20 protein-coding genes are annotated in these 15976 nt (G+C 43.5%); 9 read left to right on the top strand and 11 right to left on the bottom strand.

Features of this window, described 5'->3' with window-relative positions; genetic code table 11:
- The first annotated feature begins 484 nt into the window (after nt 1-484).
- The 3 genes from M1D65_RS05440 to trpP all read left to right on the top strand — a co-directional run bounded on the left by M1D65_RS05440 (nt 485) and on the right by trpP (nt 2791).
- Nucleotides 485-922, top strand: coding sequence for an HIT family protein (locus M1D65_RS05440; protein WP_003233231.1), 438 nt, complete (start codon nt 485-487; stop codon nt 920-922).
- A gap of 146 nt (nt 923-1068) precedes the next feature.
- Nucleotides 1069-2148, top strand: a complete 1080-nt coding sequence (gene serC, locus M1D65_RS05435) for a 3-phosphoserine/phosphohydroxythreonine transaminase (RefSeq protein WP_024571663.1) — start codon at nt 1069-1071, stop codon at nt 2146-2148.
- Nucleotides 2149-2272: 124 nt separating this feature from the next.
- A complete protein-coding gene (gene trpP, locus M1D65_RS05430; RefSeq protein WP_049140672.1) occupies nt 2273-2791 on the top strand; it encodes a tryptophan transporter TrpP in 519 nt (172 codons plus the stop codon).
- Between the two features lie 73 nt (nt 2792-2864).
- On the opposite strand, the gene M1D65_RS05425 is transcribed toward trpP, so the two are convergent.
- Nucleotides 2865-3056 (bottom strand): hypothetical protein, encoded by a 192-nt coding sequence (locus tag M1D65_RS05425; RefSeq protein ID WP_014476318.1) that lies wholly within the window; start codon nt 3054-3056, stop codon nt 2865-2867.
- A gap of 128 nt (nt 3057-3184) precedes the next feature.
- Between M1D65_RS05425 and M1D65_RS05420 the strand changes: the two genes are divergently transcribed.
- The gene (locus tag M1D65_RS05420) at nt 3185-3541 is read left to right on the top strand and encodes a YtxH domain-containing protein (RefSeq protein WP_003245875.1); all 357 of its coding nucleotides are present in this window, start codon (nt 3185-3187) and stop codon (nt 3539-3541) included.
- A gap of 177 nt (nt 3542-3718) precedes the next feature.
- Nucleotides 3719-4330 carry an HTH-type transcriptional regulator Hpr gene (locus tag M1D65_RS05415; RefSeq protein WP_456270801.1) on the top strand — a complete coding sequence of 204 codons (612 nt, stop codon included), beginning with the start codon at nt 3719-3721 and terminating at the stop codon, nt 4328-4330.
- On the opposite strand, the gene M1D65_RS05410 is transcribed toward M1D65_RS05415, so the two are convergent.
- Complete coding sequence (locus M1D65_RS05410) at nt 4327-4668, bottom strand: YhaI family protein (protein WP_009966921.1); 342 nt, start codon at nt 4666-4668, stop codon at nt 4327-4329. The two genes, M1D65_RS05415 and M1D65_RS05410, sit on opposite strands and share 4 nt — an antisense overlap.
- Before the next feature lie 207 nt (nt 4669-4875).
- On the opposite strand from M1D65_RS05410, the gene M1D65_RS05405 reads away from it, so the two are divergent.
- Both M1D65_RS05405 and M1D65_RS05400 read left to right on the top strand, forming a co-directional pair.
- Nucleotides 4876-5394: a DUF3267 domain-containing protein gene (locus M1D65_RS05405; RefSeq protein WP_003245590.1), complete on the top strand. Its 519-nt coding sequence runs from the start codon at nt 4876-4878 to the stop codon at nt 5392-5394.
- A gap of 107 nt (nt 5395-5501) precedes the next feature.
- Nucleotides 5502-5684, top strand: a complete 183-nt coding sequence (locus M1D65_RS05400; RefSeq protein WP_024571667.1) for a hypothetical protein — start codon at nt 5502-5504, stop codon at nt 5682-5684.
- Between the two features lie 52 nt (nt 5685-5736).
- Here M1D65_RS05400 and yhzE2 read toward each other — a convergent pair whose 3' ends face one another.
- Nucleotides 5737-5823 carry a sporulation protein YhzE2 gene (gene yhzE2 / locus M1D65_RS05395; protein WP_003155248.1) on the bottom strand — a complete coding sequence of 29 codons (87 nt, stop codon included), beginning with the start codon at nt 5821-5823 and terminating at the stop codon, nt 5737-5739.
- Nucleotides 5824-5947: 124 nt separating this feature from the next.
- Nucleotides 5948-6034 (bottom strand): sporulation protein YhzE1, encoded by an 87-nt coding sequence (gene yhzE1 / locus M1D65_RS05390; protein WP_003327753.1) that lies wholly within the window; start codon nt 6032-6034, stop codon nt 5948-5950.
- 159 nt (nt 6035-6193) lie between these two features.
- Here yhzE1 and prsA point away from each other — a divergent pair, with 159 nt between their 5' ends.
- Entirely contained in the window at nt 6194-7072 is an 879-nt protein-coding gene (gene prsA, locus M1D65_RS05385) for a peptidylprolyl isomerase PrsA (RefSeq protein WP_014476317.1), read from the top strand.
- A gap of 39 nt (nt 7073-7111) precedes the next feature.
- Here the strand turns inward: prsA and yhaL are convergent, their stop codons facing one another.
- The 6 genes from yhaL to M1D65_RS05355 form a co-directional block, all read right to left on the bottom strand.
- Nucleotides 7112-7324: a sporulation protein YhaL gene (gene yhaL, locus M1D65_RS05380; RefSeq protein ID WP_003233252.1), complete on the bottom strand. Its 213-nt coding sequence runs from the start codon at nt 7322-7324 to the stop codon at nt 7112-7114.
- Nucleotides 7325-7448: 124 nt separating this feature from the next.
- Nucleotides 7449-8393 (bottom strand): 3'-5' exoribonuclease YhaM, encoded by a 945-nt coding sequence (gene yhaM, locus M1D65_RS05375; protein ID WP_003245698.1) that lies wholly within the window; start codon nt 8391-8393, stop codon nt 7449-7451.
- Nucleotides 8394-8466: 73 nt separating this feature from the next.
- Nucleotides 8467-11358, bottom strand: coding sequence for a DNA repair/recombination ATPase SbcE (sbcE, locus tag M1D65_RS05370; RefSeq protein WP_276353869.1), 2892 nt, complete (start codon nt 11356-11358; stop codon nt 8467-8469).
- A 4-nt stretch (nt 11359-11362) separates the two neighbouring features.
- Nucleotides 11363-12589: a metallophosphoesterase family protein gene (locus M1D65_RS05365; protein ID WP_038829285.1), complete on the bottom strand. Its 1227-nt coding sequence runs from the start codon at nt 12587-12589 to the stop codon at nt 11363-11365.
- A 106-nt stretch (nt 12590-12695) separates the two neighbouring features.
- Complete coding sequence (locus M1D65_RS05360) at nt 12696-13955, bottom strand: ABC transporter permease (protein ID WP_003244912.1); 1260 nt, start codon at nt 13953-13955, stop codon at nt 12696-12698.
- Nucleotides 13948-14844 carry an ABC transporter ATP-binding protein gene (locus M1D65_RS05355; RefSeq protein ID WP_032725309.1) on the bottom strand — a complete coding sequence of 299 codons (897 nt, stop codon included), beginning with the start codon at nt 14842-14844 and terminating at the stop codon, nt 13948-13950. The genes M1D65_RS05360 and M1D65_RS05355 overlap by 8 nt, the downstream gene beginning before the upstream one ends.
- A gap of 126 nt (nt 14845-14970) precedes the next feature.
- Here M1D65_RS05355 and M1D65_RS05350 point away from each other — a divergent pair, with 126 nt between their 5' ends.
- Nucleotides 14971-15156, top strand: a complete 186-nt coding sequence (locus M1D65_RS05350; protein WP_015715596.1) for a YhzD family protein — start codon at nt 14971-14973, stop codon at nt 15154-15156.
- Between the two features lie 20 nt (nt 15157-15176).
- Here M1D65_RS05350 and M1D65_RS05345 read toward each other — a convergent pair whose 3' ends face one another.
- Complete coding sequence (locus M1D65_RS05345; RefSeq protein ID WP_124059656.1) at nt 15177-15944, bottom strand: enoyl-CoA hydratase; 768 nt, start codon at nt 15942-15944, stop codon at nt 15177-15179.
- Nucleotides 15945-15976 lie beyond the last annotated feature (32 nt).

Raw genomic sequence — 15976 nt, 5'->3', positions numbered from 1 at the left:
TTCTCCCCTTATAGTGTTTTTCTTCATAGTACCAAAAACAAGGCCTGATTTGAAACAATTCCCTTTTAACAAATGATGAATTTGCTGTCATAAAGAGACAGGGTTCTGGACATCATAATAGTTGTAGAGGAAAAGCATATCAACTGAAAAATGAGGTGTTTGTCAAAGACGTCTTAGAAACAGTTGGATAGAAAATAAACATGTCCAATGCTCAAACCATTTCTCTTCACTGAATTGATGAATTCTTCATGTATGAAGCAAATTGTCAAATGAGGTGTTTATCGCAGGAATCGTTAGGCATTAAACAAGTCTTCATTTTATTGACAAATGAGGTGCTTACCAAAGGCATAACACATTTTCTTCATATAAGCTCTTCCTCTGCATTCAGGGTGAACGCTCGCCGTTCATCCTGTTTTCTATTTTCTGCATTTCTGTGGTACGATGAATGTATACATACTAAACAATTTCATAAGGAGGAACCCTCATGCATTGTGCAGAGAATTGTATCTTTTGTAAAATTATTGCCGGCGACATTCCATCCGCGAAGGTGTATGAAGATGAACATGTACTTGCCTTTCTTGATATCAGCCAAGTGACAAAAGGCCATACGCTTGTCATTCCGAAAACACATATTGAGAATGTATATGAATTTACAGATGAATTAGCAAAACAATATTTCCATGCTGTTCCGAAAATCGCCCGCGCTATCCGGGATGAATTTGAACCGATCGGCTTAAATACGCTGAACAATAACGGCGAAAAAGCTGGACAATCTGTGTTCCACTACCATATGCATATTATCCCTCGCTACGGAAAAGGAGATGGATTCGGAGCGGTTTGGAAAACGCATGCTGATGATTATAAACCGGAGGATCTGCAGAACATCTCTTCCTCTATCGCAAAACGCCTGGCCTCATCATAAGATGAGGTTATTTTATTTTGTGAACATTTCGCAAACATCCGTCAATTTCTTTTGATAATTCTAATTTTTTATCAAAAAACTGAATTTTTGTGATAGGATAATTGTATTATTTTATACATTAACGTGGAAAACAGGGAGAGATCATAATGGAACGTACAACGAATTTTAACGCAGGTCCTGCAGCGCTGCCACTGGAAGTTCTGCAAAAAGCACAGAAAGAATTTATTGATTTTAACGAATCCGGCATGTCTGTTATGGAGCTTTCCCACCGCAGCAAAGAGTATGAAGCGGTGCACCAAAAAGCGAAAAGCCTCTTAATCGAACTGATGGGCATTCCGGAAGATTACGATATCTTGTTTCTTCAAGGCGGGGCAAGCCTTCAATTCTCAATGCTTCCAATGAACTTTTTAACACCTGAAAAAACCGCACATTTTGTCATGACAGGCGCTTGGTCTGAAAAAGCACTGGCAGAAACGAAATTGTTCGGGAACACGTCTATCACCGCTACAAGTGAAACAGACAATTACAGCTATATTCCTGAGGTTGACCTTACGGATGTAAAAGACGGCGCATATTTACATATCACATCCAACAATACAATTTTCGGCACTCAGTGGCAGGAGTTTCCGAATTCTCCAATTCCGCTCGTAGCCGACATGTCCAGCGATATTTTAAGCAGAAAAATCGATGTGTCCAAATTTGATGTGATCTACGGAGGCGCCCAAAAGAACCTCGGCCCTTCCGGCGTGACTGTAGTCATCATGAAAAAAAACTGGCTGAAAAATGAAAATGCGAACGTCCCAAAAATCCTGAAATATTCCACACATGTCAAAGCGGATTCACTCTACAACACTCCGCCGACATTTGCGATTTATATGCTGAGCCTCGTTCTGGAATGGCTCAAGGAAAACGGCGGTGTGGAAGCTGTTGAACAGCGCAATGAACAAAAAGCGCAGGTTCTCTACAGCTGTATTGATGAAAGCAACGGCTTCTATAAAGGACATGCCAGAAAGGACAGCCGCTCACGCATGAATGTCACCTTCACGCTTCGGGATGACGAATTAACGAAAACATTCGTCCAGAAAGCAAAAGATGCGAAGATGATCGGCCTTGGCGGACACCGTTCGGTGGGAGGCTGCCGCGCTTCTATTTATAACGCGGTCTCTCTCGAAGACTGTGAAAAATTAGCTGCGTTCATGAAGAAATTCCAGCAGGAAAATGAGTAAAAAGTCTGGCTATGCAAACCGTCCGTTTGGTATACTGTTTGCATAACACATTCTGTAAAGCCTTCGCAATAAATGATGAGCATATTATTGGAGGGCAAAAAGCTTAGCAGAGGAGAGCATAGTTATGAAAACAAAAGAGTTAGTCATTATGGCTCTGTTTGCCGCAATCGGCGCAGCGCTTCATTCCATTATTCCGCCCTTTTTAGGCGGCATGAAACCAGATATGATGCTGATCATGATGTTCATGGGCATTCTGCTGTTCCCGCGAGTGCAAAATGTACTCGTCATCGGGATCGTGACCGGAATCATTTCTGCGCTTACAACCGCGTTTCCAGCTGGACAGATCCCTAACATCATTGATAAACCGGTATCAGCGTTTCTGTTCTTCTCCCTGTTTCTTTTGTTCAGAAAGAGCCAAAAAACAGGTGCAGCCGCTGTGCTGACAGTGATCGGGACCATCTTATCAGGAATTGTGTTTCTATCGTCAGCTTTATTGATCGTCGGTTTGCCGGGCGGTTTCGCCGCATTGTTCGCGGCTGTTGTTCTGCCGGCCGCTGTGCTGAATACAATCTCAATGATCATTATTTATCCGATTGTGCAAACCATTTTAAGACGTTCAAGCTTTATGGAAGCTGCTAAATAATTGTCACACAAAACCTCTTCCGCTTCCGGGAGAGGTTTTTTTGAACAGAGCGCTCGCAGCATGTCAGCATGTTTTAAGCGAGGAGTTTTGTGAAAAAGATAAGACATAGTGTAAAGGCGGTTCCGGTTGAACAAACAAGCGCTTTCTGCCGGATGACTTTCTTGGGCGGATAAGAAGCAGCCTGGCTGAGAAGTCTGATATAGTAAACAGCGCCTGAAGCGAAGGCAAGGGTGATGCAGGATAACACAATCAAAAAGACAGACAACCTTCTCCCTCCTTTTCACTTAAAAAATATGCTAAAATAAAGCAAGCTATGTATAGAAGTTCAGGCTTTCAACAAAAATGAAAAATGCTGAATGAATCCTATTTGAAGAAAAAGACGGGGTGATTGTAATGGCGAGCGGACGTTCTCTATTAACAGGACTATTCGTAGGCGGCATCATCGGAGGAGCAGCGGTTCTTCTTACTGCACCTTCCTCAGGAAAGCAGCTGCGTGAAAAAATGAAAACCAATTATGATTCTTTTGAAGAAACAATCAAACGCTTAAAGTCAGACGGGCTTGCATTAAAAGACCAGCTGATCAAAGCGGCAAAAGAAAGCACGGATGTTATTAAAGACGTGGGCGGCGAGCTCCAAACGTCAATTAAAAAATGGCAGGAAGAGATCAAGCCTCACCAGCAGGATTTGCAAAAAGAAATTGCCGATATCGAAGAGAAAATCAGACAGCTGGAGAAAACCTTACAAAACTAATATCCTATTCAAAAGAAAAAAATGCGGGCCAAAATTGGACCCGTATTTTTTTTGGCCGAAAAACCCTTCCGCCGCAATGGTTTGTGAATTTATTAAAAAATTCTTACATTTTCATCTTTATTAATCTTTATTTTATTGGCATAATAGAGAAAAAGAAAAAGAGAAGCAGGTGACGTAATGAATCGAGTGGAACCGCCCTATGATGTGAAAGAAGCTCTGGTCTTCACCCAGAAAATGGCTCAGCTTAGCAAGGCGCTTTGGAAATCAATCGAGAAGGATTGGCAGCAATGGCTCAAACCGTATGACCTGAATATTAATGAGCATCATATTTTATGGATTGCGTATCAATTGAATGGAGCTTCCATTTCTGAAATCGCGAAGTTCGGGGTCATGCACGTATCAACCGCATTCAACTTTTCAAAAAAGCTGGAAGAACGGGGTTATTTAAGGTTCTCCAAACGGCTGAATGATAAAAGGAACACATATGTCCAATTGACTGAGGAAGGTACCGAGGTATTCTGGAGCTTGCTTGAGGAATTTGATCCGACACGCAACGCTGTTTTTAAAGGGTCACAGCCTTTGTATCATTTATTCGGAAAATTTCCTGAAGTGGCAGAAATGATGTGTATGATACGCCATATCTACGGCGATGATTTTATGGAAATTTTCGAAACGTCACTCACCAATATTGACAATGACTTTGAAAGCGTAAACGGAAAATTGAAGAAAAAAGCAAAGGACAATGCGGCGGATGAACCGGCTGAAGAGCTCGAACCTGTAAACAGTTAATCAAAATGCTTCATGATGTCGATAAAGACTTCCATCAGCTCTTGATAAAGCCCCTGCTCATACAGGGCAAAAATCGTTTCATGAACATCTAATTTTTCATTCAGCTGTCCGGCAAAAAGCGCAAGGAGCTTATCAAAGGTTACAAATCCTTGCGCTTTTTGTGTTGCCAGCTCTTCCGACAATTCATCGCATATCCTCATAACCGCTTCCCCTTCTTCCTTGCTCAGCCCTTTGTCAATGAGAAGCGCATAGAAGGGGTACCTGTCCATATCTACTGTTTTCACTAATAATTGTATGTAATATTCTAATCGCTCAATGCGATGATCCATCGAATCCATCCACACCACTTCTTTCTATCTTTAATCTTATTTTAGCTGATAATTCACTGAGAAGAAAGTTCTAACCCCATATTTCGCAGTTTGTTTGCTTGTTTCAAAAAAATACCTGCCGGATGATATTTTTTCTTAAAAAAGCATTGATTTTTTCTCTTGGGAGGAGTAAATTATTTTGAGATTCTATTCAAGATGTATGGAAGGATGACTTTGATGAATTGCTGGAAGACCATAAATCTCATGAAGGATTATGGCGCCGTTCGCATAATATTAACTGCTGTATGTTTTATGATTTTGGTTTTTATATCTACCTTTTTAGCTTTTGAGCTGCTGCGGCCTGGCACAAGCTTAAGCGATGAATATGTATCTTTATTCGGCGGTTTGCTCGTCGTTATTTTATTTGTACATAAAGTCATCCATGTCCTGCCAATCATCTGCAAAAAAAGAAAAATAGAAAAAAAGTTTTACATATTGCGCATGCGCACATGGAAACGTATACCAAAAACAACAATGCTGATTTCACTCGTCAGCCCGTTCTTGCTGATTACACCGGTATTGTTTTACGCAGCACTGGCATTTCCGAATCACGCTCATTATTTTTGCATGATCTCGGGCATTCACGCCGGCTACTGTCTGCCTGATTTCCTGCTGGCTCTCAAGCTGATAAAAGCACCGAAAACCGCTTTTATTGATCAGGAAGCTGACGGCTTGGATATTCTTGTTGAAAAGTAGTCAAACCCTGGTGCTGGTGGCGATTTTTCAATTTGCATTCTATCTTTTTTAATAAATATTTGGTAATGTAATATGGGACAGTTCAGAGAGAGGGGGAATCTCCCATCATTTTATTCTATTTTATCGTGGCTGCCGTGTTTATTTTATATTTCATAAACAGGCTCACCAATACATTATGCCTTGTCAGAGAGATTCCTGAAGAGCGGCAAGATAAGGTATTCCGATTTATTAATGTATCTATATTAATTTTACTGATCTCTTCGTTTGTGGAGATCTCCTTTACAGTGTAAATACGAAAGAAAGCATAGCTGCTGATTAAGCAGCTATGCTTTTTTATGTTGATTAGTACAGCCAAGAAGCGCCGATGATAATCAATAAAATAAATAACACAACCAATAAAGCGAATCCGCCTGCAAATACTTCACCCATCTTAAAAAGCACCTCCTGTAATAAGCTTTATTTACCAATTACATGTTATGCAATTCATGTTTGAAACGATTAGGCGCTAGTGAAAATAAAGGATCGCTTATGTTGCAAGCGATCCTCGGTCTGCTTAGTAGATGTAAGCTGCACCTACGATGATAAGCAAAATGAACAGTACTACGAGCAACGCGAATCCGTTAGAGTATCCTCCGCTCATGTTACATACCTCCTTTTCTTGATCAATATATAAGTATGTCATCAGCAAAAGTTTGACTAGACGAATGCCCTTTATTTAAAATCTTTTTACAGAAAGCCACAATATGTTATGATACGCATAGGTAATTTAATTTGGAATGATTAGGAGTGTTTGAAAACAATGAAGAAAATCGCAATAGCAGCTATCACTGCTACAAGCATCCTCGCTCTCAGTGCATGCAGCAGCGGCGACAAAGAAGTCATCGCAAAAACTGACGCAGGCGATGTCACAAAAGGCGAGCTTTACACAAACATGAAGAAAACAGCTGGCGCAAGCGTACTGACACAGCTAGTGCAAGAAAAAGTATTGGACAAGAAGTATAAAGTTTCGGATAAAGAAATTGACAACAAGCTGAAAGAATACAAAACGCAGCTTGGCGATCAATATACTGCCCTCGAAAAGCAATATGGCAAAGATTACCTGAAAGAACAAGTAAAATATGAATTGCTGACACAAAAAGCGGCTAAAGATAACATCAAAGTAACAGACGCCGATATCAAAGAGTACTGGGAAGGCTTAAAAGGCAAAATCCGTGCAAGCCACATCCTTGTTGCTGATAAAAAGACAGCTGAAGAAGTAGAGAAAAAGCTGAAAAAAGGCGAGAAGTTTGAAGACCTTGCGAAAGAATACTCAACAGACAGCTCTGCTTCAAAAGGCGGGGATCTTGGCTGGTTCGCAAAAGAAGGCCAAATGGACGAAACATTCAGCAAAGCTGCATTCAAATTAAAAACAGGTGAAGTCAGTGACCCTGTCAAAACGCAATACGGCTACCATATCATTAAAAAGACAGAAGAACGCGGCAAATACGATGATATGAAAAAAGAACTGAAATCTGAAGTGCTTGAACAAAAATTAAATGACAACGCAGCTGTTCAGGAAGCTGTTCAAAAAGTCATGAAGAAAGCTGACATCGAAGTAAAAGATAAAGATCTGAAAGACACATTTAATACATCTTCAACAAGCAACAGCACTTCTTCGTCTTCAAGCAGTTCTAAATAATAAAAAAGCTGTGCGGCTCATTGAGCCGCACAGCTTTTTTTATGCGATGGAATGGTTTTGATTTTCTTCTTCATGCTGCTGAGAACTGCGGCGTTCTCGCTCCTTTTCCATCCTCTCCATATAAATCTGTCCTTCTTTTTCAATAAAAGCCTGGTCTACTTTTTCTTCCTCTTTGGCTGCCGCCACAAGTTTATATGCGCTGAAAATAATGCCTACAATACAAAGATACACCCACCACGGAAAAAATAACACGGGCTCCTCCCCCTTTGCATAGATTCTTTATTCTTAACCATATGCGGGAATGAGACGAGTTATGTGCGGGAAAGACGCATCAAAAAGGACTGAGCTGAATATGTCAGCATCAGTCCTTTTTACGTTATTTATGAAATGTCGGTTTATAAAAGGAACGGTTTTCCAGTGCGAATACACGTTCAGTATACTCGCCAGGCTTCACGCGCTCAAGCGCTCTGTCCATCATATTCATTTTTGCATCCAGATTGTCTATATAGTGAAGAATTTCCGCTTCTTTCACCATCGGCGGTTTCGGGCTGCCCCATTCTGCTTTGCCGTGGTGACTCAAAATCAAATGCTGAAGAATTAACACCTCTTCAGAATCGATTTGAAGCTCCTCAGCCGCTTTTGAAAGCTCTGTCACCATGATGGAAATATGGCCGAGCAAATTGCCTTCAACCGTATATGAAGTGGAAACAGGGCCGGACAGCTCCTTCACTTTTCCAAGATCATGCAGGATAACACCGGCGTAAAGCAGATCACGATCAAGAGAAGGATATAAATCTGCTATTGCCTTCGCCAGGTTCAGCATAGAGACAACATGATACGCCAAACCTGAGACAAACTCATGGTGGTTTTTCGTAGCCGCCGGATAATCCATAAACTCAGCTTCGTGTTTTTTAACCAAAAACCTTGTGATTCGCTGGATATTCGGATTTTTCATTTCAAATATATATTGAGTGATGGTATCCATCATTTCATTTTTTGGAATCGGCGCGGTTTCTAAAAAATCATCAATATTGACGTTTTCTTGCTCGCTTACCGGTCTGATATTTCTTAGCTTCAGCTGGGTGCGTCCGCGATAATGATGAACATCGCCGACGACCTTGACAATCGTCTGCGGCGCATAGGTCACTTCATCACTTTGCTTGGCATCCCACAGCTTCGCTTCAATATCGCCTGACTGGTCTTGCAGCATCAGCGTCAAAAACGGTTTTCCATTGCTTGCAATCCCTTTCGTCGAGGATTTAATCAATAGATACTGGTCCACCTGTTCGCCAACCTCATGTAGCATAATCCCTTTAGCCATTCTATTAAAGCTCCCTCCGTATCTTACATAATACCAGTATATCACATACCGATTTTCAGCTATAGAACCTCTTTTATGAGACCAAATGGATGATTTGGCTGCTATGAAATGCATCTTTTACGTGCTCATGGCATGTAAAATACAAAATCTGCCTACCGCCTTCAGATAAATCATACAGAACATGTAATACACGTTTCAGCCTTTCCTGATCAAAATGAACAAAACTGTCGTCAAGCTGGAACGGAAGCTTTGACCCACCCTGGCGCGTAACGGCCAAAGCAAATCGGATCGCTGTATACAGCTGTTCACACGTCCCTTGTGACAGCTCTTCCGCATGATAGACAGTTCCATCGCGATGCATAACCATGATCGAATCATCCGTTTCGGAAAAATAAATGGTTTGGTAGTTTCCGTCAGTCAGAGGGCGGAAGAATTCTCCTGCCGACTCTAGAAGGCGCGGAAGCTCGATTTTTTTATGCCGCTCCAATTTGTTTCTGATCACCTGTTTGACCATTTGTATCGAGGCCCATTTTTTAGCCGTTTCTTTTACACGTTCTTTTTGCATTTCGGTTTGAAGCTTGAGGTCTGAGACCAATCCCGAAGCCTCTAATTGTTCCTGTTTGACTGAGAGCAGTGCGATTTGGCTGCGGAGCTGCTCGATCTCCTCAGTCAGCCGCTCTTTTCTTTCATTCTCAACAAATTGCTTATCTTTCAATTCAGAAAGCGTATTGGAATCCGCCAGTTCAAGTTCCTCCGGGTACCCGCCTTGAAGCTGTGCGTTTACGTGATGAAGCTTGTTCTCCGTATCCTTCAATTGCCTGCTGATGTCGGCTATGGCAAAAAACGCATCTCTGTCTTTTGCAGCAGCCGCGGCAAATAACTGTTCAATCTGTGCGTGGAAATACTGTATTTCTTGCTCAAGTTCAAGCATCTGTTCCTTTGTATAATGAATATCTGTTTCAATTTCCTTTTTTTGCTTCTCAATTTCTTTTTCACGTTCAATGTTTTTCCGCAATGTGTGAAGGGCGTCCGAAATGGAGATATCCTGACTCTGATTCACGGGAAGAAGCATACTGACGCGTTCTTCGAATGTTCTCCGGTGCTTTTTCAGCCTGCCTGCTTCAATGGTCAGCTCATGCTTTTTCTTCACTTCTTTTTTAACATCCTTCATTAAGCTGTATGCATCAAGCAAAAATGATGGATCTTCCTTAAATCCGAGCTCATTCATAAAACGCTCAACCTGTGTAAAGGACGGCGCCATTTCGGCTTCCCACTGTTCAAACTGCTGGATGACCCTTTCATACGCCGCCTCCTTTTGCTGGAGCGCTGCACGCTGTGTGAGAAGGTGCTGCTTATTGCGGTCATCCTCCCATAACGCTTCTCTAAGCATTTCAGCTTCTGCTGGTGAAATATCCGTCATGGGCTGTCTTGTCTCTCGGCTGTTTCGAGAAGACGATTTTCCTGATACAAGCCAATACACAATAAGTGCAGCGCCGAAACTTATGGCGGGAATCCATTGCTGCAGCAGAGAAAAGAGTACGATGAACAACATACCAGCTGCAATGACAGTCTTTTTCTGTTTAGCCTGCTGTCTTTCAAAAAACGTTAGCTGTTCTCTGAGCTTCGCTTGCTCTTGGTGCTGCCCCTGTGTTTCATCATATGCTCTAAGAGCAGCTTCTTTATCTTTTCTTTGGCTATCTTCAAGAATCGCGGACGAAGCGGCACGAACGGCCTTTTCCGTGTCTTCCAGCTCTTGCCGGGCAAGTTCAAATGTCTCGTCAAGCTGCCGTTTTCTGTCTCTTGCCTGTACATATTGCTGCACCGCTTGCTGAAGCTGCCATTCATAATCATATGAGGTGTTCATATTCAGGAGCTCATTTTCATCCGTTTTATTGAGCTGTTCCAGCCCTGCCGCTGTCTGCGCAGACGCCTGGCGCAGCTGTGCCTGAATGGCTGCCAGCTGTTCTCCACAGGATTGGTACATATGAAACGCTGCCGAAAGCTCTTGTATCAGCGTTTCTTTCGCCAATAGTTCTTTATCGGGGATAAGCTTTTGCCTCTGTTTGTCCAACTCCGCCATCTTCACCCGAAGCGCCTCAAGCTGTGCTGATTTCGGGTGAAGATGGGATTCATATTTTTCCAGCTGATGCAGTCCGTCAGCAGGAAATTGTCCTGCATGTTCCGGAAATTCTGCAATCACCTGTTCGAGTGTCGCTTTTTCATTTAACAATGGTTTTCGCTCAATCGCTCCCTCAATCATTCGGATATGTCCCGCCGTCTCTTTCAATTCGGTTTCCGCGGCTGCAAGGCGGGCTTCAAGCATTCGTTTTTCCCCGAGAAGCTGATGATAGCCCGCTTCCTCTGCTTCAGCCTGTTTTAGCTTCACTGCCAGCTGCTTAAGCGTTTCCAGTTCCTGATTCAATTGAGGGTTTCGCCCATTTGGTTTATAGAGCCTTTCGCTTTCCTTCGTCAGCCTTGAATCAAGCTTCGATACGGCTTCAGCACCAAACAAGCTGGAAAAGAGCAAAAATTCCCCTATCTTGTCCCGATTAAAGGCGTGAATTTCCTGCAGCCCGAATACGTCGAACGAATATATGGCTTTGTACAACGACCTGTCTGTGCCCTGGAACAGCTGCTTTAAAACATCTCCCTGCTTTACTTCGCCCTTTTCTGTGTACACGCTTAGTTTTTCGGCAGTCCCTTTCGTCCGTTCGATCTTCAGCACCCCATACTCAGGATGTTCAGCTTCAAGAACACCGCCGTAGACACCGCCTGTTTTCGGTTCATATTTTTTCGTTTTCGGAAAACCGAACAGCATACTTTCAATGAATGACATCATCGTCGTTTTTCCTGCCTCATTTAATCCGTAGATGACTTGGACAGGAGAGGCGGAAAAGTGAAAGGTCCGATTGGAAAATTTTCCGTATTGGTAGATATGTAAAGATATAATTCGCAAAGCTGTCACCGCCTCATGTATCAAGCACCTTAAGCTGTCTTTTCAATAATATCTGTGCCTGCTCTTTTATTTCCTTTACCTCCTCTTGGCTAAACCGGTCCGCGTGCCTTCTATACACTGGATGCCGCTCAAGCCCTTCCAGCACGTCTGACAGATCGCTGCGATCAATGTCTTCAAATAAACCACCAAAAAAAGGATCAAGGTTTGTTAGGTTTGCTTCGTTTTCTGTCTCATCGTCCAATCTAAGAGGCCAAACGAAATGTTCCTCTTCCGCTTCTTGTTCCTGAAGAGCTTCAAGAAACTCATCCAAGGTGCCTTTTGGCGCCTCCAGCAGCCATTCCGGCGCCGTCCCTTGTAAAACAAGCCTTACACAAACAGGGCTCCCCTTTTTCCGCAGCTTCGAAAACGTGTCCTCCACCATTTGGAAGAGGGCTGTCATATTCTTTGCCTCCGTCACATCAACCGCCGCTTTTTCCCACAGGACATCATGCGCTCTCTGAAATTCATAAGATATATCTCCGTTTGTCACATGAACGAGATAATAGCCTTTATCTCCCGCCTCCTTTATATGGCGTGCTTGCGTGTTTCCCGGGTAAATGACTGCCGGATGCTCGGCAGATAGAACCTGGCGTTTATGTATATGGCCAAGCGCCCAATAATCCATCCCGCTTTTCACGAGGTCGTCATGTGTAAACGGGCAATACGGATCGTGTCCTTCAGATCCTGACAGCGTGCCGTGGAGCATGCCGATATGAAACGGTGCGTCAGTTGATCTCCGATAGCGGGCGGCTTGGTTTTCCGTCACTGCTCTGGCTTGATAGCTGAAGCCGTAAATGCTTGCTATGCGCCTGCCTTCTTTAAAAAACGATTTTTCTTCTGGAACAGCGGACGAAAAAATATGGACATTCTCAGGCCATTCAATCGGTGTCCACTCCCCGCCAAGATGATCGTGATTCCCAAAGATGACGTATACCGAAATCCCGCACTCTCTGAGTCTTTCAAACTGTTTTTTCAAAAAGAGCTGAGCCTTTAAGCTTCGATTGGCTTCATCAAACAGATCTCCCGCCAGCAAAATGAAATCAACGTGCTCTCTCACTGCGGCGTCTATCATATGTCTCACGCTTGCAAACGTGCTTTCTTTAATCCGGGCAAAAATCGGCTCCGGCAGATGCGATATCCCGTAAAACGGGCTGTCAAGATGAAGATCTGCCGCATGAATAAAGGTTAGATCAGTCAACATTCTGCTCCTTTCCAGGATGAAGTACCCTTATTTTAGCACCGAATTCTTGCGAATGCACGTTCTGTCAAAAAAGAAACAGCCTGAGAATCCCCAGGCTGTTTTCCAATCAGTTTTTCGCTAAACGTAGCGCTTGTTTGATCGCTTTGAACGCGCTTGAATTGCCGTAAATTAATACACCGCCTTTATAAATTCTGGCGCCGATAACGGCCAGTATGACAATGGTGAGCAGTGTGATTCCGATTCCGACAGCCGCCTGCCAGAACGGAATATCAAGCATGCCGACGCGCAGGAACATAATCATTGGCGTAAAGAACGGAATAAACGAAGTTACCGTAATAAATCCTGCGTCAGGCGCATTCAAACCGAACATCGCGATCATAAAACCGGCGACAACCAAAAGCGTCATCGGCGTGATCGTTTGCTGCACGTCCTCTATTCTGCTGACGACACTGCCAAGAAACGCGGCAAGTGTCGCGTACAAAAAGTATCCGAGCAAAAAGAAAATGACAGCATAGATGACAGTGGTTGCAGATACGTCGGTCAAATTAAGGAATCCGCCGACAGATGAAGCCGTTTCGCTCTTTTGGTTCAGCTTAAGCGACAGAGAGCCGGCTCCTATAATAATAGCAAGCTGTGTGATCCCGACAAGCCCAATACCAAGCAGCTTTGCAAACATTTGCTGGATCGGCGGCATACTTGAGATCAGGATTTCCATAACTCGCGAAGATTTTTCTGTAGCGACCTCCATCGCAATCATGCTGGCATACATAATCACCGAAAAATAAATGACGAACAGCATAATGTAAACAAGCCCTACCGTCTGGCCAAGCTCTTCCTCAGACTTTGCCCCTTCTTTCAGCGCCTTCTGCCCCACAGTAACGGGCGCATAAAGGCTGCTAATCGTTTCCTGCGACACGCCGAGCTCCGCTGTTCCGACAGCTGTTTTGGTTTGCGTCAGCGCCTGCTGCAGCGTTTGATACGTGCTTTCATCAGAAATCGTTAACGCTTTATATGTTCCTGAAATGGTCCCTTTTTCATCTCGTTTGATGATGAGCATGCCATCGAGTGATTCATCTTTGACTTGCTTTGTGACCTCATCCTCCGATTGCTTCGACAGCTTCACATCAAGATCGCCGTCAGTATCCACCGCTTTCAGCTGCTTTGAAAAAACCGGATATAATTCGTTTGTTTCATCAACAACGGCGATTTTTTCTTTCGCATCGTCACCTTGAAACAAAGAAATGATCGACTCCAGATTCGTTACAACTAAAACAAGCAGCACCGTGATGACAGTCGAAATAATAAAGGATTTTGCCATAATCTTATTTTTGTATGTATGAGAAAGCATGATCCAAAATTTATTCATAGACGGCCCCCACCTTTTCTATAAAAATATCATGCAGTGACGGCTCTTCAAGCTCAAACTTTCTGATAAACCCTTTTCCCTGTAGCATCGCAAAAATCTCTTGAGAAATGTCTTCATTGGCAATCTGCAGCTTGACGCCGTCGGCCGTCTCCTTCCATTGTAGAATGCCTTCATGAGACTGCAAAAAGCTTAGATCGTCATCGGAGTGAATGGTGACGTTCTTTTTGCCAAAGGAGCGCTTGATCTCCTTCAGCTTGCCTTGCACGACCGGTCTTCCTTTCTGCAATATGCAAAGGTTCTCACAAAGCTCCTCCACATGTTCCATCCGGTGGCTTGAAAATAAAATAGAAACGCCGCTGTTTTTCAGCGAGATCACAGCCTCTTTTAGCAGCTCAACATTGACAGGGTCCAGGCCGCTGAAAGGTTCATCAAGAATAAGCAGCTCCGGCTTATGCAAAACTGCCGAAATGAATTGGATTTTTTGCTGATTCCCCTTTGAAAGCTCTTCCACCTTCTTATTCTCGTAATCTGTAATATTGAAGCGTTCAAGCCATGTCCCGAGCTCTTTTACAGCCTCCCGCTTCTCCATCCCTTTTAATCTGGCGAGATAGACAAGCTGATCCTTTACCTTCATTTTCGGATAAAGGCCCCGCTCTTCCGGCAAATAACCGATTTTGTTGCTGATATGATAATTCACAGGTCGGCCCTTCCAGCTGATTGAGCCCTCCGTAATGCTTAATAATCCTAGGATCATGCGAAACGTCGTCGTTTTTCCCGCTCCATTTGCGCCTAACAGACCGAACATTTGCTGTTCCGGAATATCTAAGTCCAATCCGTCAACGGCTTTATAATCTCCAAATGTCTTCGTTACGTGATCAATTGTAAGCACTGAATCTCCTCCTTCCCTGACCCATTATATACTAATTTTGGATAAAGCATAATAAAGGATTTTGATTTCCTTTTTAGAATATAAATGAAGAAAGACTGATAAACCTTAAAATGGAGGAGAAACCTGATGGCTGATTATTTCCTTACCGTATTTGATCCTTCGGGGAACACGCTGGTAAACGAGCGATTCGAGGCAGAACATGAAGAAGCGGCAAAAACGCATGGTGAAGCCCTCTTAAAAGAAAAAGAGCTTCATAGTCATACTCATCGTTTAGTCAATGCAGCCGGAAAGCTGATTTTGTTTCACAGATGATCAGCTTTCCGGCTGATCTGTTACGCTTGAAACTTCGGCTCCCGTTTTTCTAAAAATGCACGGATTCCTTCTTGGTGATCCTTGGTCCTTCTCATTCTCTCTTGGGCGCTGCGCTCAAGGGATAGCACTTTTTTCAGTTCTTCAATCTGGAGGCTTTGAAAAATAGCTTTCGTTTCGATCATCGCCAAAAGAGGGGAGGCCAACAGGGTTTCGATAATGGGTCTTGCGCCTTCGGCAGGGTCTCCGGCAAATGTCCCATCAAGAAGCCCCATATCGGCAGCTTCTGAGGCAGATAGTTTTTTTCCGCTCCAAATCAGTTTTTTCGCTTTTGCTTCACCGATTCTTTTCTTCAGCAAATAATGTCCTCCGCCGTCCGGAACAAGCCCAATGCCGATAAAATTCATCGCGAGGACGGCGTTTTTTTCAGCGAGCACAATGTCCGCACAAAGCGCCAAACTCAGGCCCAGTCCCGCAGCAGCGCCATGAATGGCTGCAATTGTCACTTTCTTCATCTGATATAAATTCAGGGTGACAGCCTCAATCGTATCCATCAGCCGTTTAAATTGATCAGAGTCATGCTCTGATGTCATCATCCTGATATCACCGCCGGCCGAAAAGCCTTTCCCGCTTCCTCTCAGGAGAACGATGAGCGCCTCGCTTGCAGCCGCCATTTCGACTGCCTCCTTCAATTCAGACAGCATCTGTTCATTCAGGGCGTGATGGGCATCAGGCCGATTCAGGATAATCTCTGCAACAGCCCCATTACATGCATATTGAACAAACTCCATATAAAGCACCTCCATGTATGCGCTTACTTTTT

The sequence above is a fragment of the Bacillus sp. JZ39 genome, assembly GCF_053903145.1.
This window is presented reverse-complemented; position numbering and strand designations above follow the sequence as displayed.